This window comes from Alistipes indistinctus YIT 12060 (genome assembly GCF_025144995.1).
Lineage (GTDB): Bacteria > Bacteroidota > Bacteroidia > Bacteroidales > Rikenellaceae > Alistipes_A > Alistipes_A indistinctus.
In genome coordinates this window covers 153094-170015 of sequence record NZ_CP102250.1, presented here as the reverse complement: position 1 = coordinate 170015, position 16922 = coordinate 153094, and the positions used below count along the sequence as shown (strand labels likewise).

Annotated in this window: 32 protein-coding genes; 31 read left to right on the top strand and 1 reads right to left on the bottom strand. The window is 44.9% G+C overall.

Translation table 11 applies throughout. The features are described from left to right. Positions 1–21 precede the first annotated feature (21 nt). The 23 genes from NQ495_RS00790 to NQ495_RS00685 all read left to right on the top strand — a co-directional run bounded on the left by NQ495_RS00790 (position 22) and on the right by NQ495_RS00685 (position 11516). Positions 22–237, top strand: a complete 216-nt coding sequence (locus NQ495_RS00790) for a hypothetical protein (protein ID WP_147513084.1) — start codon at positions 22–24, stop codon at positions 235–237. Next, on the top strand, positions 237–551 hold the full coding sequence (locus NQ495_RS00785) for a hypothetical protein (RefSeq protein WP_009134898.1): 315 nt from the start codon (positions 237–239) through the stop codon (positions 549–551). The genes NQ495_RS00790 and NQ495_RS00785 overlap by 1 nt, the downstream gene beginning before the upstream one ends. Next, on the top strand, positions 548–751 hold the full coding sequence (locus NQ495_RS00780; RefSeq protein WP_009134899.1) for a hypothetical protein: 204 nt from the start codon (positions 548–550) through the stop codon (positions 749–751). Before NQ495_RS00785 ends, NQ495_RS00780 begins: the two co-directional genes overlap by 4 nt. A 147-nt stretch (positions 752–898) precedes the next feature. Then, a complete protein-coding gene (locus NQ495_RS00775; RefSeq protein ID WP_009134901.1) occupies positions 899–1123 on the top strand; it encodes a hypothetical protein in 225 nt (74 codons plus the stop codon). Positions 1124–1129: 6 nt separating this feature from the next. Further along, on the top strand, positions 1130–1279 hold the full coding sequence (locus NQ495_RS00770; RefSeq protein ID WP_009134902.1) for a hypothetical protein: 150 nt from the start codon (positions 1130–1132) through the stop codon (positions 1277–1279). Positions 1280–1293: 14 nt separating this feature from the next. Next, positions 1294–1680, top strand: coding sequence for a hypothetical protein (locus NQ495_RS00765; protein WP_009134903.1), 387 nt, complete (start codon positions 1294–1296; stop codon positions 1678–1680). Between the two features lie 93 nt (positions 1681–1773). Further along, positions 1774–2220, top strand: a complete 447-nt coding sequence (locus NQ495_RS00760) for a retropepsin-like aspartic protease (RefSeq protein WP_009134904.1) — start codon at positions 1774–1776, stop codon at positions 2218–2220. Continuing rightward, a complete protein-coding gene (locus tag NQ495_RS11790) occupies positions 2217–2498 on the top strand; it encodes a helix-turn-helix domain-containing protein (protein WP_040294618.1) in 282 nt (93 codons plus the stop codon). Before NQ495_RS00760 ends, NQ495_RS11790 begins: the two co-directional genes overlap by 4 nt. A 52-nt stretch (positions 2499–2550) precedes the next feature. Beyond that, complete coding sequence (locus NQ495_RS00755; protein ID WP_009134905.1) at positions 2551–3198, top strand: fibrobacter succinogenes major paralogous domain-containing protein; 648 nt, start codon at positions 2551–2553, stop codon at positions 3196–3198. Positions 3199–3280: 82 nt separating this feature from the next. Further along, entirely contained in the window at positions 3281–3514 is a 234-nt protein-coding gene (locus NQ495_RS00750; RefSeq protein ID WP_009134906.1) for a helix-turn-helix domain-containing protein, read from the top strand. Between the two features lies 1 nt (position 3515). Continuing rightward, positions 3516–4043, top strand: a complete 528-nt coding sequence (locus NQ495_RS00745) for a terminase small subunit (protein WP_009134907.1) — start codon at positions 3516–3518, stop codon at positions 4041–4043. Between the two features lie 21 nt (positions 4044–4064). Then, complete coding sequence (locus NQ495_RS00740; RefSeq protein ID WP_009134908.1) at positions 4065–5507, top strand: PBSX family phage terminase large subunit; 1443 nt, start codon at positions 4065–4067, stop codon at positions 5505–5507. Next, a complete protein-coding gene (locus NQ495_RS00735) occupies positions 5467–6789 on the top strand; it encodes a phage portal protein (protein ID WP_187118333.1) in 1323 nt (440 codons plus the stop codon). The genes NQ495_RS00740 and NQ495_RS00735 overlap by 41 nt, the downstream gene beginning before the upstream one ends. 18 nt (positions 6790–6807) lie before the next feature. Next, a complete protein-coding gene (locus tag NQ495_RS00730; RefSeq protein WP_147513085.1) occupies positions 6808–7575 on the top strand; it encodes a hypothetical protein in 768 nt (255 codons plus the stop codon). Beyond that, on the top strand, positions 7575–7847 hold the full coding sequence (locus NQ495_RS00725) for a hypothetical protein (protein WP_040294619.1): 273 nt from the start codon (positions 7575–7577) through the stop codon (positions 7845–7847). Before NQ495_RS00730 ends, NQ495_RS00725 begins: the two co-directional genes overlap by 1 nt. Before the next feature lie 148 nt (positions 7848–7995). Next, positions 7996–8937, top strand: a complete 942-nt coding sequence (locus NQ495_RS00720) for a hypothetical protein (protein WP_009134911.1) — start codon at positions 7996–7998, stop codon at positions 8935–8937. A gap of 18 nt (positions 8938–8955) precedes the next feature. Beyond that, on the top strand, positions 8956–9297 hold the full coding sequence (locus NQ495_RS00715; RefSeq protein ID WP_009134912.1) for a hypothetical protein: 342 nt from the start codon (positions 8956–8958) through the stop codon (positions 9295–9297). A gap of 63 nt (positions 9298–9360) precedes the next feature. Next, positions 9361–9867 carry a hypothetical protein gene (locus NQ495_RS00710; RefSeq protein ID WP_009134913.1) on the top strand — a complete coding sequence of 169 codons (507 nt, stop codon included), beginning with the start codon at positions 9361–9363 and terminating at the stop codon, positions 9865–9867. Between the two features lie 3 nt (positions 9868–9870). After that, positions 9871–10146, top strand: a complete 276-nt coding sequence (locus NQ495_RS00705) for a hypothetical protein (RefSeq protein WP_009134914.1) — start codon at positions 9871–9873, stop codon at positions 10144–10146. A gap of 42 nt (positions 10147–10188) precedes the next feature. Then, on the top strand, positions 10189–10554 hold the full coding sequence (locus NQ495_RS00700) for a DUF7841 family protein (RefSeq protein WP_232208925.1): 366 nt from the start codon (positions 10189–10191) through the stop codon (positions 10552–10554). A gap of 55 nt (positions 10555–10609) precedes the next feature. Next, positions 10610–10777, top strand: coding sequence for a hypothetical protein (locus tag NQ495_RS00695; protein WP_009134916.1), 168 nt, complete (start codon positions 10610–10612; stop codon positions 10775–10777). A gap of 4 nt (positions 10778–10781) precedes the next feature. Next, on the top strand, positions 10782–10985 hold the full coding sequence (locus tag NQ495_RS00690) for a hypothetical protein (RefSeq protein WP_009134917.1): 204 nt from the start codon (positions 10782–10784) through the stop codon (positions 10983–10985). A 384-nt stretch (positions 10986–11369) separates the two neighbouring features. Next, complete coding sequence (locus NQ495_RS00685; RefSeq protein WP_009134919.1) at positions 11370–11516, top strand: hypothetical protein; 147 nt, start codon at positions 11370–11372, stop codon at positions 11514–11516. On the opposite strand, the gene NQ495_RS00680 is transcribed toward NQ495_RS00685, so the two are convergent. After that, a complete protein-coding gene (locus NQ495_RS00680; protein WP_009134920.1) occupies positions 11513–11734 on the bottom strand; it encodes a hypothetical protein in 222 nt (73 codons plus the stop codon). The genes NQ495_RS00685 and NQ495_RS00680 overlap by 4 nt on opposite strands. 232 nt (positions 11735–11966) lie before the next feature. On the opposite strand from NQ495_RS00680, the gene NQ495_RS00675 reads away from it, so the two are divergent. From NQ495_RS00675 to NQ495_RS00640, 8 genes are all read left to right on the top strand, one after another. Then, positions 11967–12542, top strand: a complete 576-nt coding sequence (locus NQ495_RS00675; RefSeq protein ID WP_009134921.1) for an HK97 family phage prohead protease — start codon at positions 11967–11969, stop codon at positions 12540–12542. A gap of 1 nt (position 12543) precedes the next feature. Next, positions 12544–13830: a phage major capsid protein gene (locus NQ495_RS00670; protein ID WP_009134922.1), complete on the top strand. Its 1287-nt coding sequence runs from the start codon at positions 12544–12546 to the stop codon at positions 13828–13830. 2 nt (positions 13831–13832) lie between these two features. Then, the gene (locus tag NQ495_RS00665) at positions 13833–14045 is read left to right on the top strand and encodes a hypothetical protein (RefSeq protein ID WP_040294620.1); all 213 of its coding nucleotides are present in this window, start codon (positions 13833–13835) and stop codon (positions 14043–14045) included. Between the two features lie 4 nt (positions 14046–14049). Beyond that, the gene (locus NQ495_RS00660; protein WP_009134923.1) at positions 14050–14520 is read left to right on the top strand and encodes a head-tail connector protein; all 471 of its coding nucleotides are present in this window, start codon (positions 14050–14052) and stop codon (positions 14518–14520) included. A 384-nt stretch (positions 14521–14904) separates the two neighbouring features. After that, entirely contained in the window at positions 14905–15504 is a 600-nt protein-coding gene (locus NQ495_RS00655; protein WP_040294622.1) for a hypothetical protein, read from the top strand. Further along, positions 15501–15878 (top strand): hypothetical protein, encoded by a 378-nt coding sequence (locus NQ495_RS00650; protein WP_009134925.1) that lies wholly within the window; start codon positions 15501–15503, stop codon positions 15876–15878. The genes NQ495_RS00655 and NQ495_RS00650 overlap by 4 nt, the downstream gene beginning before the upstream one ends. Before the next feature lie 3 nt (positions 15879–15881). Then, positions 15882–16331 (top strand): phage tail protein, encoded by a 450-nt coding sequence (locus tag NQ495_RS00645; protein ID WP_009134926.1) that lies wholly within the window; start codon positions 15882–15884, stop codon positions 16329–16331. Positions 16332–16420: 89 nt separating this feature from the next. Further along, on the top strand, positions 16421–16729 hold the full coding sequence (locus NQ495_RS00640; protein ID WP_259801577.1) for a hypothetical protein: 309 nt from the start codon (positions 16421–16423) through the stop codon (positions 16727–16729). Positions 16730–16922 lie beyond the last annotated feature (193 nt).

Genomic DNA, 16922 nt, shown 5'->3' with positions numbered 1-16922 from the left:
GGGCATAACAGGAGTAAGAAGATGAAAAAGACCGTCAACCAAATCAAGCAGGAGCAAGGATTTGATAAGAAAGCCCCAATGTGCAATAATTGTAAATACTTTACTTATGATGAAGTGCGTGGCACACATTTTTACGATGAGTATCGTGTGTATCAAAAGAACTTACGATGTGCAATTGGCTCTTTTGCAGTCAAAAGTACAAACTGGTGTAAACTTCACGAACGTAAACAGGAATAATGAAACCGAAATTTAAAGGCACGCCGGGGCCGTGGGAGCGAGACGTAAGAGATATATATCCGGCAGAGTCAGACTACGAGATCGCGATCGTGTACGATGGGAAAGATACTTCAATTCTTAATTTAGATAAAGAAGTGGCCGAGGCCAACGCCCGTCTTATCGCCGCCGCCCCGGAATTGCTGGAAGCCTTGCAGAAAACCAACGATCTACTCAAAGACCTGGACAACACGCACACCGGGGATAGTAGATACGCTGACTTCGCGATTCAGTACTCGGAAAACAGAAAGTTGATTGAAAAAGCATTGGGAATATGAGCACAACAATCAAAATGTGGGCGGTGTTTGATCCGGAAGGGAAACCCGTAGAATGGTCACTACGCCCGAACGAGGAATGGTGTATTGAAGATTTCATCGGCCAATCCTCGTGGGGCAATTACGAGAAAGAGAGTCACACCTGCCGCCCTGTGAGGGTGACGATTGAAGAGATAAAAAATGAAAGTCAAGGAGATCATTAACCAGCTTCACTATTTCCAGAAGTGGAGACGCGGAGCGGATATAGAGCAGCCCAATCCCACCGAGATCGGCAAGGCCATAGACGGGGCTATTCGGGAGTTGCGGAACTTCCAGAGGTTGAAAGTGAAAATTGAGAAAAAAAGAGAAGAATGAAAAAGCAGATAGTATTTAAAGATAGCATAGACGATTCCGAAATGTCGCTCTCGATCAGCCCGGATAATGACGGCTATATACTTGCTATAACATCAACATCAGGTTATGGAGATGATGTGTGGTTCTCCCCGGGAGATTTCTTTGAATTTCTAAATGAGTGCCAGCAGTTTTATGTTGACAACGAGAGACGAAAATACCCACTGCCGCAAGGCGAAAAATAAGAGAGGATGACCGAAGAAACGAAAGGTCCCTACAATGGATACAACAGCCTGGAGGAGCTTGAGAGTGCTGTAGACGAGTATTTCGGTGAGTATATCTCCGAACAGAATCAAAAGACGACAAAAGAACACATTGAAAATATCACGCCGCAGGCATAAACAATAAAAATCATATGAGCCTTAAATCAGACTATATAAACGCCTGCAACGCCTATCTGAAGGCCTTTTGCGAGATGTACGGCTTCGATTATTATCCGGATTTCTGGATAGGTGATGAAGTCGGAGGTGTTATCGAGCTGGGTGACTACTTCGTGAATATAAATACCATCCGCACCGCAGTGGATCAGAATGTCCCGAGAGAAGATTTTGTCAAGTGGTATGACTACTGTATGGACTGCGGAACTCTCGATATACCTTCCCCAAACTTCGATAGCTGGCTGAGGGGATGTCCGCGAATGAGTGACGAAGAGAGGCGGGAACTCATGGAGCGGAGCCACGAGATAGAAAAAATGAAGGAAGAGTTACGTAAACTGATCGAAGAAAAGCGGTCAGAGTTCTGAAAAACGGAGGGTGTCCGCCTCACCCTCCTACTATCACCCAAACCCAAAGCCAATATGAAATTTGGTAATGCAAAAATAACAAAAACCTGAAATATGAAAAGAACATTACTTTATTTTCTTCTTGCCTTTATAGCCGTGATTCTTGCCGCCTGTGAGCTCAACAAGACCAAGCCGGGCAAGATCATCTTCGACCGTGTTCCCTTCGTCTATGCCACGATAAACGGCCAACGGGAGCTATTCTTAATAGATACCGGAGCGTCTACATCTATGCTGGATAAAAAGCTCTGTGACGAAGCGAAAATCTACTACATGGCTACCGGCTTAGAGGTAATCGGCGTAGACGGAACCTATATCCCTCTAAAGACCACCGGAAGAATCCCGTTCACGCTCGACAGCATCCCGTATTCGGCCAGCTTCGCGGTACAGGACATGACCAGTCTACGGCGGGCTACCGGAAAGAACGTAAGAGGATTGATCGGCTCGGATGTGCTGGGATTTTATCGGTTGACGGTGGATTTTAAAACATGTGAGTTGAGATGATTACTGAGACTATCATTAATGAAGTTGCCCGAAAGGTTGAAGCGGTAACCGGATTTTCCCTCGAAGAGATTAGGAGTAAAAGCAGGTACTGTCCGCTCGTTCGGGCCAGGGTTATTCTCGCATACGAATTAAGGCGGTGGAACCTGACGTATATCGAAATAGCTAACGCGATAAACAGGAATCATTCAACATTGACGCATTATCTTACAGCCTATAGGGATAAATACGATGCCGATCCCGTATTTCGCAAGATGGCAAATTGTTCTAAAGGTAGATAAACCCTATAGGGAAAACAGTAATAAATGCGGTTGAAATTGGACTAAAAGTAGAATGATGAAAAAGATTATCTCAATAGAAAAAGTATCGAACGGCTTTATTGTCACCAATGGAAATCTAAAGCGCGTCTATGACAGCAGCCCTTTAGAGTTTGAATTAGACCAGATTCATAAGATGCTCTACAACTCCAAAGATGGGGATTCGCATACTATCGTGATCGAAGTAGATCCGCCCGTTTTCACCTCACAGGATAATGATTCGATTGAGCTTTGCGGTTTGCTTTGGGATAAAGATAATATCTCGGTAGGTGGTACTGAAAAGGATGGTCATCATTATTTCACTTGGACAGAGGCAATGGAAGCCGCCCAAAAACAGGGTAAGCGCTTACCGACCGCAGACGAATGGGAGGATTTATGTGATCTTGGTTCAACATGGGATGAGAAACTAAAAGGCAGGTGGTTCGGTGGGAATCATAACACGGATCACAAGGGGTCTATTTTCCTTCCGGCCTGCGGTCATTATGACGAGGGGGGTGCATATATGGACCGTTGCGGTTTCTACTGGTCCTCTTCGATCTGGTTGGTGACGTACGGCGGTTCGCAAACTGACATCTTGAGCTTTGATCCCGATGATTCTAATGTGTACCATGACGACGTCAGCCGCCGATTTCCTGTTCGCTGTGTACGTGATATTGCAAAGTAATTATCGGGTGAAATTCCGATAGTTGCCCTCAAAACAGGTAAAATGCCCTTATAAACAAACTATTTTTGTAAAAACACACTATATGGGAATTGTGACGGAGCATGAACTAACAAAAAGTGTGATCGACACCAAGTCAAAAGTTTCTCAATACGTCTCAAAAAAGAGGCGTGAAAAGGGCTTGTCTACATACGAACTTGCCAAACAGAGTGGTGTTGATTGGTCTACCGTCAAAAATATAGAAAATGGAAAGACCGTGAAGATCGATGTTTTATCTAGGGTGATTAAGGTTTTAGGCGGTAATATATTTTTCATGTGACATGCCTAAATTAACGATAAAGCAAGAAAAATTCGTCCTGAAATACCTCGAATGCGGCAATGCATCCGAGGCTTACCGCTTTGCCTATGACTGCTCTAAAATGAGCGATAAGACTGTTTGGGAAAAAGCATCCAAGCTTCTTTCTGACGGCAAGGTTAGGGCAAGGATAGACTACCTCAAGGCTCATTTGGCTGAAGCCGCAGGCATATCAGCCCTCAGAATAATACGGGAGCATCAAAAGATCGCCTTTTCAAACTTTTCCCGACTTCGGAACGGATGGATGGAGTTAAAAGACTTTCAGGAGCTATCCGACGAAGAGAAAGCGTGCATCCAGAGTGTTGAAACAAAAAAAACAACAAGGTATACTAAAGAGGGGGAGCCCATCGAAGAAGAGTGGGTCAAGATTCGTCTTTACGATAAGCAGAAGTCGTTGGACAGCATCTCAGAAATGCTTGGATACGATCAAAAATCTTCGGTTACACAAAATATGAATATAAACATCCAGCCGCCTCAGATCAATTTTAAGTAGGCTGGTTAAACCTTCTGTGTGATGATGCACAGTAATCCCGTAACGGAAATAACGTACAGTCGCAAATACGCACCCTTGTTTAATCTGACAACAAGGTACTGTATCGTCATGGGTGGGCGAGGGTCTGCTAAATCACATGCCGAATCAACGAACGAGGTTTGCAATACTTTCAATCCTGACCAGCTTACATTATTCACTCGTTACACGATGACGAGCGCGGAAATATCGATTATTCCAGAGTTCTGGGAAAAGGTCGAATTAATGAATTATGCGCCTATTTTTTATAAAACGAAAGCTTCAGTCGTAAACAAGCAAACTGGTAGCGGTATATTGTTTCGTGGAATCAGAACATCTTCCGGTAACCAAACGGCATCATTAAAATCCATATCCGGAGTAACCCGATGGGTACTGGATGAGGCGGAAGAATTAACCGATGAGACTATTTTCGATAAGATCGACCTTTCGATTCGAAAGAAAAATGCAGACATTCATGTTATAGTTATCTTAAATGCTCCTGACGAAGAGCATTTTATTATTCGTAGGTTCTTTATAGACAGGGGGGTTCCATTTAACTTTAATGGGGTGCATGATGATTGCACCTACATTCACACTACCTACCTGGATAACATCGAAAATCTTGACGAATCATTTTTACGTGTAGCCGAAGGCGTTAAAGAAAAAGACCCGGAAAAATACGAGCATATTTTTATGGGAATGCCCTTGAAGATGGCAGAGGGCGTAATCTATAAAAATTGGTGCAGAATCACATCCTATCCTTCCGATCTATACACTTGGTATGGGGTTGATTTTGGATTTGTGAATGATCCAACGGCCATTATTCGTATATGTTTCGACAAAAGGAGCAACAGTATTTATTTGCATGAAGTTGCCTATCTAAAAGGGCTCCAAAATGCCGATATCGCCAATTTAATAAAGCAGGATTATCGCAATAAAAAAACAGAATTATTTAATGATGGCTCGCATTCTATTGCTTATCATCATGAGCGTATCTATATCGATGGATCGGAAGTAAACAGAGATGAGTTATCCGTGGTATTAAAAGCTATCGGCCTTTCCCCATACTACCAATCCCTGTTAAAACAAATAAATTCAATAGATCATTGTCTAACAGAGGTGTATTGTGATTCCGCAGAGCAGAAGTCTATTGCGGAATTGCGGCAATACGGGATATCTGCTTATCCAGCTATCAAGGGTGCAGGATCGGTGGTTAATCAGATTCAATTTGTCCAGTATTTCAACATCTATTACACATCGGAATCATCTAACATTCATAATGAGCAGAAGAACTACAAATGGCTGGTAAAAAAAGACGGCACATTGTATAACGAGCCTATGGATGCCTTCAATCATGCTATGGATGGGGCTCGCTATGGGATTTTTACACACTTAACACGAAATGGATATGAGTATGATAAAGTTTTGGGGGCGAAAAAAGCAGGTTGAGCGAAAGGGGTACTTTCCTGATAAAACAAACAAAGACAATGAATACTTCCGACAGCTTAACGAGAGTATTTACATGAATTCACGCCTTATTGACTTCCCAAAGGTTGACAGGCATTCATTGGTTCGAATTTACGAACAAAACTATGCTGTTTTCTCGATTGTTAACAGGTGCGCAGATGCTATTGCAAAGGCTGTCAGGTATGCAGAGCTAAATGATAAAGACAACAATGTTATTGATTCGCATTGGTCTATTGATCTTCTGAGAAACCCCAATGACCTAGAAAGCCAAAAGGAATTCATAAAAGCATGGGCAATCAACAAGCTTGTTTTGGGGGATGCTTTTGTTTACGGCATGGAGGGGGTTGGTCTCAAATCAGGTCAATTCATCAGTCAGTATATAATGCCATCCCAAGAAGTATTCATTGTGAGAGGCGGTCCATTTACTCCCATAAGCGGGTTTACGCTATCATCAAATTTAACCCTCAATTCAGAGCTTACCCCTAAAAATGTAATGTTTAGCCGGGATTACAATCCCGATGTTACTACCAATTACGGACTATCCCCTCTGGTATCAGCAGCCAAGTTAACTTACATTATCGATAACGGCCTGAAAAGGCAGAATACAACCATCCAACAAGGTGGGGTGTCTGCCATTGTTACCCCCAAAGAAGATATCACCCATGGCGGTCCCACTGAAATTGCCAAACAAAACACAGAAGAAGATTTGAACCAACGCAGGGACGGTCGGCACATCTCTTATATGAGGTCTCCTATAGATGTTCATCTGTTGGGTGACACGCCTGTAAATCTGGCATTACTGGATAGCTCCGATTCTGCTGTATCTGCACTGTGCTTTGTGTACGGGTATCCTTATGCCCTATATAAGAGCGAGACTACTTATGACAACCAGGCTGCCGCAAAAAAAATTCTCATCGAAAACATTGGAATTCCTTATGCGGAGGACTTTTTGGAGAAGTATACCAAGTTTTGTCGCTTTGAGAATGGCGAACATTGGATTATTAATACGGATAAAATTGACGAGCTAAAAAAGGACGTTACAGAGATGCTGAACGCCTATGACAAATCATACCGATCATATAATGACCGGGCTAAGCTTTTAGAGCTCGATACAATTGATGAATCATGGGCCAATGAGCCTATTTTCCCTATAAATGTGATGCCAGGGAAACCTACGGAAAGTTTAGTTTCAGAACAATATTTGTCTGGCGACGACAATAGTACCGTATCCGGAAGTATGGAGCATATACCGCCTAAGCAATAACCTGAATAAGGTGTATATATGAAAATAACTCCTGCCAAACGACAACAAGGATTAAACCGAATAATCAAGGTTATTCGAATGTCGGGTCCGTATGAAAAAATTCTGGCAGCAGAAAGATCGAAGGAGGTTAAAAAGGTTATGGGTGCTTTGTTGGGACTGCCTGTGAACCTTGTTCCTGATCTGATTCAAGTTAGAGAACAGTACCTTGCTTCGTTCTTTCGCAAGCTATATTTAAACATTGGGCCTCAAGTGGCAGATGATGAATTTCGGGAAAAGATCGGCCAGAAAAATGATCGGAGTATTGGATGGGAGAGAGGACTATATGATTTTATAGAACAATATTCCGGGACGAAAATAAGTATGGTGTCAGGCACTTTAAAGGAGTGGATTGTTAAGCAGGTACAAGAGTATGTTACCCTGATGCAGCATGAGGGGCAAAGCATCGAAACCGTGACACGCAATATGAGGGATGTTGTTGTAAAAAAATGGAATACGGCTGAATTGTGGCAAGTTCGCAGGATTGTGCAATTCGAATCATTGGCCTGCTCATCCGTGGCCAGACAATTATCCATAGATTCATTAGGTGTTGAATACACTAAGACGTGGATGATAAGCGGTCACAACACCCGTCCCGGACATCAGGTTATGGATGGCGTTACCGTTGGTCAACAAGAATATTTTTATCCGGAAGGTGAGAAAATGGAATATCCGAGAGATATACGCTTTGGAGCCTCTGCGGGAAATCTAATCAATTGTATGTGTTCAGTAGTTTATAATGTTGTGTGATGGGTAAAACGTCAGACATACTTAGACAGCTAGCCGACATGATAGATGACGGTTGCTTCGAGCATCTGTCAGAGGATGACTTAGACGGAGCGAAGAGGGTATTAATGGCGCTATTGGATGTGGATGTTACCTATGACCAGGCAGCGAAAATAGCAGGAAAATCAAAACAAAGTATTTGGAGTAAAATTTCGAGAAGTGTAATAAAGCCCAAGCTTTTAAGGCGAACAATCAAATACTCTGAAGCAGTTAAAATTGGCAATGGCACCATTTAATCCTTACATGTAAAAATCTGTAATTCTTAATATTACAAAGTATTTGCAAGGTGTTTTCCCGTGGGGAGGCACCTTGTTAGTTTTGTTCCATAAGCTTATCGTGAAGCACTCTACGTTAGTGGGTGTCAACCAATCAATTTCAAAGTTTATGGACAAAGATATTTTCATGTTCGGTGACAGTGGCAATTCCAGCATTGCCTCTATGCTTCCGGCCCTGATGCAGAACAAGGGAATGGACCCGAACCTCGTAGCCGCGCTGATGAACGGCAACAACAATAAGGGAGCCTGGGGCGGCGACGGTTGCTGGTGGATTTGGATCATTCTGCTGTTCTTCTGCTGGGGTGGTTTCGGTGGCAACGGCTTCGGTAACAACGCAAACGGTCTCCCCGCACAGCTTAACGGCGATGCCGGGCGTGAACTTCTGATGAATGCCATTCAGGGCAACGGTACCGCCATTAACCAGCTCGCATCTTCGCTGAACTGCTCGACAACCCAGCTTCAGGGTGCAATCTGCAATCTTCAGGGATCGATCGACAAGGTGGCCGGGCAGATCGGCATGACAGGCCAGCAGGTTATCAATGCCATTCAGGCCGGCAACTGTCAGCTTTCAGCCCAGATCGCAGAATGCTGCTGCAATGTCCGCACGATGATCCAGCAGCAGGGATACGAGAGTCAGTTGGCTACCTGCAACCAAACCAACACGCTGGTCAACACGGCGAATCAGAACGCCCTCGCTTTGCGCGATGCAGGAACGGCCAACACTAACGCCATCATCGGCAAACTCGACCAGATGCAGAATCAGGCGCTTCAGGACAAAATCGACGCACTGCGCGAACGCAATTCAACGCTGCTCAACCAACTGTCTCAGGAGCATCAGACGGCTGCCTTCAGTCAGATGATCGGTCAGGCTACCACTCCGATTGTTGCTGCTGTCAACAACCTGCAAAACGATGTCAACGGAATCAAATGCAAATTGCCGGAGACGGCCACAGTACCCTACAGCCCCATCGTCGGTGTGCCTACGTGCGTGGCTGCACAGTATGGCTTAGGTTTCGGCCTGAACGGTTTCGGCAACGGATTCTGGGGTTAAAAGAGAAAGGAGGTTGCTATGGCAGTATATCCTTTCACCCTTGTGAATCGTCGCGGATCGGCCGCTATTGAGTCGGTGTCCGTGACAGTGAACACCGACAATGTGGTGTTTTCATTCCAGAATCATGCTTTCGTGAATTCGTGGTACCGTGGAACCGTATTCGTAAATATCGCGCAATCCATTCCGACGGGAACGACCGGCACTCTGCCTATTGTTTTCTCGACGAACGGAGCAACTCAAGCTGTAACCAAATTCAATGGTGAAGCCCTGACAGTTGCCGACTTGCCCGGAACGGGCGTTTACGAATTCTGGTTTGATCGGGCGACCAACACGTTGCAGATTATGACCGGAATCGTCTAAACAATAACAAACAGAAAGCAATGGGGGAGCAATCCCCCTGCGCTTTCCCAAAAATCAAAAACCATGTTTCAGAATTTGAGAAAAGGAAGCTCCGTATATGTTCTCGATACGAGGGAAACGCCGAAGTTTTATGTGGCCACGGTCAAAGAGGTGGGAATGCCTTACTATCCGCAGCCAACTCCGGGCCAGCTAACCCCATTCCAGCAACAATATATCAATATTGTGCTCGATAACAACGAATCGTGGGGTGTAAGAGCCAACATGGACGTAGAATCCAAAGGAGGTCTTACGGTTTCCATGACGCGCGAGGGGCTTATGCCAGCCATCACAGCGGGTCAGAAGGAGAGCTCGGATATAATCAATTCTTTCGACCGGCACAAGGCCAATTTGTCGGCTTACGATCAAATACTCAAAGACCTCGATCCGTCCTATGCAAAAACGAGGGAGCAGGACGAGGAAATCAAGAGGCTGAACAGCGAGTTGACAGAGATCAAAAACTTAATGAAGGCTGTTCCTAGTCTGAACGACATAAAGAGCCTTCTCAAACCTGAAACAACAAAAACCAAATAAACTATGGGATGGAATGCAATTGGCATCGCTCGGGGTTTCAGTGGGGACGACGAGCAGATGGACGAGATGCTTGAAAAAGCATATCGCAAAGGTCGTAAAGACATGCGCGAAGAGATGGAAGGAGGCCGTTACGGTGAACGTGGCGGTTATTCCGGATCGGGTCGCGGAGGTTACGGCATGCGTGAACCGTGGAAAGAAGACGATGACGACGACGATGATTACGGCGAACGTCGCGGTGTCCGCGGAACGGGTCCGTATTCCCGGTACAGACGCAGGTAGGCTATGGACAGGCTGGATACTTATGAGCGCATTCCGGAAGGAATGAGGGAGTATTTGTCGCATTACGGGTGGCATTTTTCTCCGAAGCTCGCAGAGTATGCGACCAATCCCAAACGCATGAAGAATGCGGATGGTACGTCGCATCATTGGACGCACGAACAGGTCAAGGAGCTCTTGGAGCGCAATGGGGTAACCATTGAGAAAGCTAAGGGACATGACTGTATGTACGTGGCCAATATGGCCTATTCGGATTTCTACCCTAAACCCCTTTCCACGGAGGCGCAAATCCTTCAATATATCAAGGCGTACATTGACGACCCGGACGGGGAGGATGGCATTGCCCTTACAAGGTACTATGCCGACTGTATCGCCAAAGGTGAACCTTTGATGTGGGAGGAGTTTCTGTAACCGGCGGGGGCGCTTTGGAAGTGAAGCGCCCCTTTTCCTTAAAATACTATTTGCTATGGACAGTATAGAACTCAGAAAATTCGCTATAGAAGTAGCGCAAACCACAACCAACGATGGTGTGGAATTGATGAATACCGCCAATAAGGTATTGGAATTCCTGGAAAACGGATCACAGGAAAGAGATGTTTTGTGTATCCTGATTTTTCCGGATAAAAAAGCCTAAAGTTATGTTCAAATATGTACTCAAGATGCTTGCCGGGCAAAATCCGATGCAGGTATTAAGCGATATGCCGGAAAGGGACTTTAATAAAGTTGCCGGGTTCGTGTCGAATCTCGATAAGTCCGGTATTCCAAGAAAGCAGAGAAGGATGATCGAAAGAAAGTGGAACGATACCTATGGAAAGGAGCGCCATTCACATAAAAAAGTATGACTGGAGGTTGGATATTTTCTTCGCGGTGACTTGCTACCATGTGGACGAGATTATGGATAGTCTCGCAGATGTGGAGTGCCCCGACGACATCCGGGACAGGGTTTATAGCAACCTTGTGAAATGCGACATGGATACCGGGTTCACTTACTCCAATAAGAGGCTAAAGTGCACGGTAATGGTTATCGGGCTGCACTCTTCCCAGGCTCAGTTTTTAAACTCTTTCGAGCACGAAATGCGGCACATGGTAGACGATATTGCGGAGACCTTCGGTCTTAACATGGGAGGGGAGGAAGTCGCCTATTTGACAGGTGATATGAATTCTACCCTATGGAAGGATATACACAAATTCATTTGCTGTGATTGCAAATGCAAAAACCATTGATTATGTGTGATTGTAGAGAAAAGTGCCCGACATGCAAGGCATTGGAACGGGAAAAGAAGATCAAGGAACTATTGAAAGACCTTGAAATGGAGCTACCGCAGCCCATATTTGAAAAGGTGAAAGAAGAGTTAATAGGATTGCTGAATTAAGGCAGAAGCTCTTCTAACTGGATTTTTATCCTGTTGTAAATATTCCGGTCCAGCACATATACTACCCATGTCAGGGGGAATAGAGTGATTATGAAGATTAGCTTTATTATCCCTATGGCGACGTGTGCTACAAACAATATTGCAGCAATCAACCATAATAAAGCTACAGCCAACCACAGTTTGACTGCTTTTAATATTAACCACGCTTTAGCTTTCATATATCTTGTTTTGACAAAAATACAGTCAAAATCGGGTGCAAATGTGGGGTCATACACAAATCCTCTGATTAACTCCCGATAATTGGGTGAAAATCATGTAAAATCGGCCCAATAGCATCCTATTTTTGTGGTAGAGCTAATGTTTGTAAAGATGCAAACCAAATTCCATGAACGCAAACAACAAATCGATGGGCTTGTGCGAGTAATCGTATGAGCCCATTATGACTTTAATATGGGCAATATTGAATATAAAAGCTTAGAATTTAAAGCCGAGGACATACGACGAGAGGGTGAGCATTTGTACGTAAAAGCCTATGCTTCCACTTTCGGACATGAAGACAGCTACAACGATATAGTTGTTAAAGGAGCTTTCATTAATTCTATATCGGGAGATAACGGTCGCAGGGTGAAGTTGTGCTACCAGCACGATATAAAAGATGTTCGCGGTAAAATTATAGACATCGCCGAGGACGACAAGGGGTTGTTTGTCGAATTTCGCACATCGCGCACAACCAAGGGGAAAGACCTTGCTATTCAAATTGAAGATGGCGAGTTGTTCGAATTGTCTATAGGGTATATCACCCTTGAAAGCGACGAAATAAACGGCATACGCTACCTGAAAGAGGTGGACCTAATAGAGATTTCTATTGTTAGTCGGGCTGCAAACTCACAAGCTTCAGTAATATCGTCTGAGCGGAAATCCGAATTTACAGCACACAACATCAAGGCGATGCCGGATAAAGACTTGTCCGAATTGTACGCTATAACCAAAGAAGAATATTACACACGAATTATCAAACACTTATAACATGGAGACACCGGAAGAAAAAGTTACGCGAATCGAAGCGGAAATCAAAGCGGCGCAGGAAGCCGCAAAAAATTCAGAAACCAAACTCGCTGAGCTGATCAAATCAACAGAGGCAAAAGAGGCGGAAATCAAAGCAGCCAAAGAAGCGGTCGAGCAGGCCAATGCGAACATTCAAAAGTTGCAGTCTGGGCTCAATGTTCTGACAAAGAAAATCGACGGCATCAAAACTGAAACAAAAGAGCAGACCATCGTGCAGGCAGTGGCGAATCTGATCGCCTCGGAAGAGTTCAAAGCCGACCTCAAGAACAAGGCTTTCGAATCCAAGGGCGGCAAGAGTTACGAAATCAAAGCCTCTACGTCCGATCTCACCGTGGATGTGACGAGAACTATGATGTTGCCGGGTGTAAGCTTCCCGCGCGACCGCAATCTTGCATTTCTTCCTAATCTCATGCAGGGGAGCGTCGGGCAGGACAAAAACCGAATCGGCTACATCGAAGGGTCGTACACATCGAAAGTGGGCTACGTCGGAGAGGGTCAAAAAAACGCCAATCTGGACGAGGTAAGTGCCGTGGAACGCTACCGCGAGATGGCTAAAGCGAGCGCCCGCATCAAAGTGACGGAGGAAATGTTTGAAGATGCTTCATACATCGCCTCCCGCATCAGCAACCAGATGATGACCAAAGGCATGCTGTTCCTGGACCGGGAGATTTTTTCCGGCAATGGAGACGATTCATCAAACCCGAATCACATTTACGGCCTCAAAGGCGCTGCAACGGCATTCGATGCCACTAAGGCAGGCCTGAAAAACGCTGTAGATAGTGCGAATATCGGAGATTTGGCCGATGCTATGCGCGTACAGGGTAGTATTGTGGACGCATCGAAAGCGAATAGCGATCAGGGCAGCTATGACCTCAATGTAATCTACATGAATCCTGTGACGGCATACAAATACGCCCACACGAAAAGTCCGGATGGAAATTACATCATCAACACCCTGACCGATGGGACGAAGCTGATGGCCGGAATGCGTGTGATCGAAACCCCTGCTATCGGAACATCTGAATTGTTCGCAATGGAATCCGGTCTGGCGGAGGTCTATTTCAAACGTAACCCTATCATCAAAATCGGACAGGAGGATGACGACCTCTCGAAGGATCAATACACGATGGTGATGTTCCTTCGTGCGCAGGTTCTCGTCGAGACCGAAAACAAGAAAGGTCTTATCTATGTCGCCGACATCGACGCTGCCCTGGCTTCGATCACAAAAACAGCTTCAGAAGCAGCGTAGTTATGGACAAGACACCTTATGAAAATAAATCCCAGCAAGGACGCCAAACGAGAGCTCGTCCCGCTACAGAAGGGAGAAAATCTAAAACACCTGTAAATATTCGGGTTGAAGTCATCAAAGAGCATTGTGGCATTCGGGTCGGGGAAGTGTTCCTTAAACCTTGTGCAATTGCCCAAATGATGATAAAGAAAGGGTACTACAAAAAAGTCGAGTAGCATTATGGTTACAGTGGCAAGGATTGAGACGGGAGATTCTAAAATTACCATCGATGAGGTAAAGAGCTACATTCACCTAATCGGTAATGAACGCGACGACGAGCTGCAAGTCATGCTTGATGCCGCTATTGCCGCCGTAGAGGACTATTGCAACATTTCTCTGCGTCCAACCACGTGGAAACTGTCTCAGGACCTTGCTACTGACAACCAAAAGCTTTTTTACCCTCCTGTAATTGAAGTTGTTTCCATCAATGATTATGATGGATTGCAGCTTCAGTATAAAGTGCTTCAGGATATCGTCTATATAGATACTGCTTCCTCTTTTATATGTACTTACAAAACAGGAGAAGCGGAAGACGCAAACAGGTATAAGGCTGCTGTTTTAGCCTATACGGGACTTTTGTTTGACGGAAACGACGATAACAACTCTTTCAATATCGTAATGTCCAGATATCTTCCTTATAGAATGTTATGATACGGAGCAATCAGATACAAGCCAGAAGTTACAGCAGCAAGGCTGATCTATTTCGCAGGCAGCAGGGAGCAGACCCATTCGGCAAGAAGGTCAACTCATTCGAATTTATGGGTACTATCCCTTGCTCTATTAACGATTTGAGTGGGTATAGGGCGTTGCAATATGAGCAGGTAGGGATTATAAACAGCGTAGAGGTTAGAATGCGAAAACCTGGCTTTGCTTTCGACCGGATGTTTATCCACCGGGAAGGACATTCTTTTACACCCGGACAGGTATTATCCAATACAATGCTCAACAAACTTAATGAAATCACCATACATAGCCGAATTAACTACGATGCTACCAATGTAGGGGATGAGGTGGTGATAACTGGAGGCAGAAAAGATGAATGACGTTGTTGTAGAGTTGGACATGAGGTCGTATGAGGACTGCCGTAAACGCATCAGGTCATTCGACAAGGTGATTCGGGGTGCAGCTATGCGCGGCATAAAATCTTCTGCGGTGAATGTGCTGGGGGATTCTCAACGCAACATCAAAGCACACGATTCTATTGCTACGGCACAGCTCATCAACTCAGGTAAGACTAAATCCAGTATGTCTGGACAGTATGTGGACGTGATATACAATGTCATCCAGGCTTTTTTTGTTGAGTTCGGAAGAAAAGCAGGAAAAATACCTCCCTATGAACCCATACTTCAATGGGTTCACAAAAGGGGAATCGCTGCAACATACACCAAAAGCGGTCGGAAACGGTCGAGCGGAGCAAGGTATGCTTACACAAGCTTGAAAACACGCAAAACGCACAAGGTTAGTAATTACTGGAAACAGGCTACATCGGCAGCTATTGCGATTGCAAAAAGTATTGGTAAAAGAGGAACACCCGCCAAGCCATTTCTTCACCCTGCTCTCCGGTCGAATGAAACCAAAACACTCTCACTGGTCAAACAGGAAATCGACAAAACGATTCAGTCTTACGGAAAATGAAAAAGCTACCCATTAAATACCTTCAAATTGCATTGGTTGCTCTAATCAAGGATGCAGGGTACGATACGGATGGATTTGATATGTTTCCGAGAGTTGAAGTGTCGGGGGTGGAAATGGAAGAAGGGGCCGAAAAGGGAGACCGGGATTACAACTGCACTTTTTTGCTGGATGTTATTACCAAGTCCGATTCCCCCATGCTGTCACTAAATATACTTGAAAACCTCCGGAATAAACTCGACGAGCTGGAAGTGGACTTTTTCTACAAAGACGGACTTATTCCTGAAACATGTACGCAGGCTATTGAGCTAACAGACACCGAAACGATATACAGACAATTACAAAGATTCAGAATCCATTTAACTCAAAAAGATTAAATCATGCCAACACCTGTTATTACCTCAGAGAACAAAATACTCGGCAACAATTTTCGGCTCTACCTCATTGAAGAGAGCACCAACACGCCGATCCCGACCGAAAACAACGTCAGCCTGTCGATCAGCAACGAGAGCATCGATTCTACAGACAAACGTGTGAATTGGGCCCAATTCATCGATGGCGTTAAAGGGTGGACGGCATCCGAGGAATTCCATTACACCCAGGTCAAAGAAGACCCCGGATTTAAGCTCGTTCAAAAACTTATTTCGGGGGATACTCGAACCCAGGTGATCATCGGCAAGATCAGTGAAGAGGGCGACATTGCCTTTAAAGGGTATGTCCGGATTTCTGGAATTGACATTTCAGCAGCCTCTAATGAGCTGATGACTTGCTCCATGTCTCTGACCGGAGACGGAGAACTGGAGATTGTCGAGAAAACAGCCGCAGCGTAATGAATCCGGTCCGTGAAATAGAAATATGCGGTAGGCCCAGGAAAGCCCTTTTCAGCGTTTTTTTATGGCGTGTCCTTGAAAACGAAGGAATGAAGGTCGAACTAAGCACGAATGCCGAAGGTGAAGACCTTCAGTCGCAAATGTCGGCACTCTGCGAGTTTGTTAAGATCATTTATGCGGCCCTCAAAAACGCCATAGTTTGTGGACTGGAAGATGATTACTCCCCCTCATTGCTGGATGTGGATTTATGGGCCACTGAAAACAGAAAGGAGTTTTACCTGCTAATCCCTTATATCGTTCAGACGCTAACGGATGGCAATTCTAAGAGCGATCACGAGCCCGCCGAAGTAGAAAAGGTAAAAAAAAAGAGCCTTTTGAGCCGGATGTTTGGGAAATAGAATCTTTCCTGATCGGCCAGTGTAAAATGACCTATCCGCAGGTTTACTATGTGACTTATCGCGAGTATTTAATACGGCGCAAGGCTTACATAGATGAAATCAGCCTACAACAGGGAATGCTGCGAAAGGTGCTGTTTCACATGATTGTAGGCAATCCGTACATCAAGAAAGAGCACAAACCCCGCAAAGAAAC

Excerpts from the sequence above, each read along its gene's own strand:
- NQ495_RS00745 (WP_009134907.1), top strand. The coding sequence starts at position 3,516 with ATGCCTAAATTAACGATAAAGCAAGAAAAATTCGTCCTGAAATACCTC.
- NQ495_RS00760 (WP_009134904.1), top strand. The coding sequence starts at position 1,774 with ATGAAAAGAACATTACTTTATTTTCTTCTTGCCTTTATAGCCGTGATT.
- NQ495_RS00770 (WP_009134902.1), top strand. The coding sequence starts at position 1,130 with ATGACCGAAGAAACGAAAGGTCCCTACAATGGATACAACAGCCTGGAG.
- NQ495_RS00780 (WP_009134899.1), top strand. The coding sequence starts at position 548 with ATGAGCACAACAATCAAAATGTGGGCGGTGTTTGATCCGGAAGGGAAA.
- NQ495_RS00735 (WP_187118333.1), top strand. The coding sequence starts at position 5,467 with ATGAGTATGATAAAGTTTTGGGGGCGAAAAAAGCAGGTTGAGCGAAAG.
- NQ495_RS00725 (WP_040294619.1), top strand. The coding sequence starts at position 7,575 with ATGGGTAAAACGTCAGACATACTTAGACAGCTAGCCGACATGATAGAT.
- NQ495_RS00705 (WP_009134914.1), top strand. The coding sequence starts at position 9,871 with ATGGGATGGAATGCAATTGGCATCGCTCGGGGTTTCAGTGGGGACGAC.
- NQ495_RS00675 (WP_009134921.1), top strand. The coding sequence starts at position 11,967 with ATGGGCAATATTGAATATAAAAGCTTAGAATTTAAAGCCGAGGACATA.
- NQ495_RS00775 (WP_009134901.1), top strand. The coding sequence starts at position 899 with ATGAAAAAGCAGATAGTATTTAAAGATAGCATAGACGATTCCGAAATG.
- NQ495_RS00690 (WP_009134917.1), top strand. The coding sequence starts at position 10,782 with ATGTTCAAATATGTACTCAAGATGCTTGCCGGGCAAAATCCGATGCAG.
- NQ495_RS00650 (WP_009134925.1), top strand. The coding sequence starts at position 15,501 with ATGAAAAAGCTACCCATTAAATACCTTCAAATTGCATTGGTTGCTCTA.
- NQ495_RS00750 (WP_009134906.1), top strand. The coding sequence starts at position 3,281 with ATGGGAATTGTGACGGAGCATGAACTAACAAAAAGTGTGATCGACACC.
- NQ495_RS00765 (WP_009134903.1), top strand. The coding sequence starts at position 1,294 with ATGAGCCTTAAATCAGACTATATAAACGCCTGCAACGCCTATCTGAAG.
- NQ495_RS00720 (WP_009134911.1), top strand. The coding sequence starts at position 7,996 with ATGGACAAAGATATTTTCATGTTCGGTGACAGTGGCAATTCCAGCATT.
- NQ495_RS00715 (WP_009134912.1), top strand. The coding sequence starts at position 8,956 with ATGGCAGTATATCCTTTCACCCTTGTGAATCGTCGCGGATCGGCCGCT.
- NQ495_RS00670 (WP_009134922.1), top strand. The coding sequence starts at position 12,544 with ATGGAGACACCGGAAGAAAAAGTTACGCGAATCGAAGCGGAAATCAAA.
- NQ495_RS00640 (WP_259801577.1), top strand. The coding sequence starts at position 16,421 with ATGAAGGTCGAACTAAGCACGAATGCCGAAGGTGAAGACCTTCAGTCG.
- NQ495_RS00655 (WP_040294622.1), top strand. The coding sequence starts at position 14,905 with ATGAATGACGTTGTTGTAGAGTTGGACATGAGGTCGTATGAGGACTGC.
- NQ495_RS00710 (WP_009134913.1), top strand. The coding sequence starts at position 9,361 with ATGTTTCAGAATTTGAGAAAAGGAAGCTCCGTATATGTTCTCGATACG.
- NQ495_RS00695 (WP_009134916.1), top strand. The coding sequence starts at position 10,610 with ATGGACAGTATAGAACTCAGAAAATTCGCTATAGAAGTAGCGCAAACC.
- NQ495_RS00645 (WP_009134926.1), top strand. The coding sequence starts at position 15,882 with ATGCCAACACCTGTTATTACCTCAGAGAACAAAATACTCGGCAACAAT.
- NQ495_RS00660 (WP_009134923.1), top strand. The coding sequence starts at position 14,050 with ATGGTTACAGTGGCAAGGATTGAGACGGGAGATTCTAAAATTACCATC.
- NQ495_RS00740 (WP_009134908.1), top strand. The coding sequence starts at position 4,065 with ATGATGCACAGTAATCCCGTAACGGAAATAACGTACAGTCGCAAATAC.
- NQ495_RS00785 (WP_009134898.1), top strand. The coding sequence starts at position 237 with ATGAAACCGAAATTTAAAGGCACGCCGGGGCCGTGGGAGCGAGACGTA.
- NQ495_RS00685 (WP_009134919.1), top strand. The coding sequence starts at position 11,370 with ATGTGTGATTGTAGAGAAAAGTGCCCGACATGCAAGGCATTGGAACGG.
- NQ495_RS00665 (WP_040294620.1), top strand. The coding sequence starts at position 13,833 with ATGGACAAGACACCTTATGAAAATAAATCCCAGCAAGGACGCCAAACG.
- NQ495_RS11790 (WP_040294618.1), top strand. The coding sequence starts at position 2,217 with ATGATTACTGAGACTATCATTAATGAAGTTGCCCGAAAGGTTGAAGCG.
- NQ495_RS00755 (WP_009134905.1), top strand. The coding sequence starts at position 2,551 with ATGATGAAAAAGATTATCTCAATAGAAAAAGTATCGAACGGCTTTATT.
- NQ495_RS00700 (WP_232208925.1), top strand. The coding sequence starts at position 10,189 with ATGAGGGAGTATTTGTCGCATTACGGGTGGCATTTTTCTCCGAAGCTC.
- NQ495_RS00790 (WP_147513084.1), top strand. The coding sequence starts at position 22 with ATGAAAAAGACCGTCAACCAAATCAAGCAGGAGCAAGGATTTGATAAG.
- NQ495_RS00730 (WP_147513085.1), top strand. The coding sequence starts at position 6,808 with ATGAAAATAACTCCTGCCAAACGACAACAAGGATTAAACCGAATAATC.
- NQ495_RS00680 (WP_009134920.1), bottom strand. The coding sequence starts at position 11,734 with ATGAAAGCTAAAGCGTGGTTAATATTAAAAGCAGTCAAACTGTGGTTG.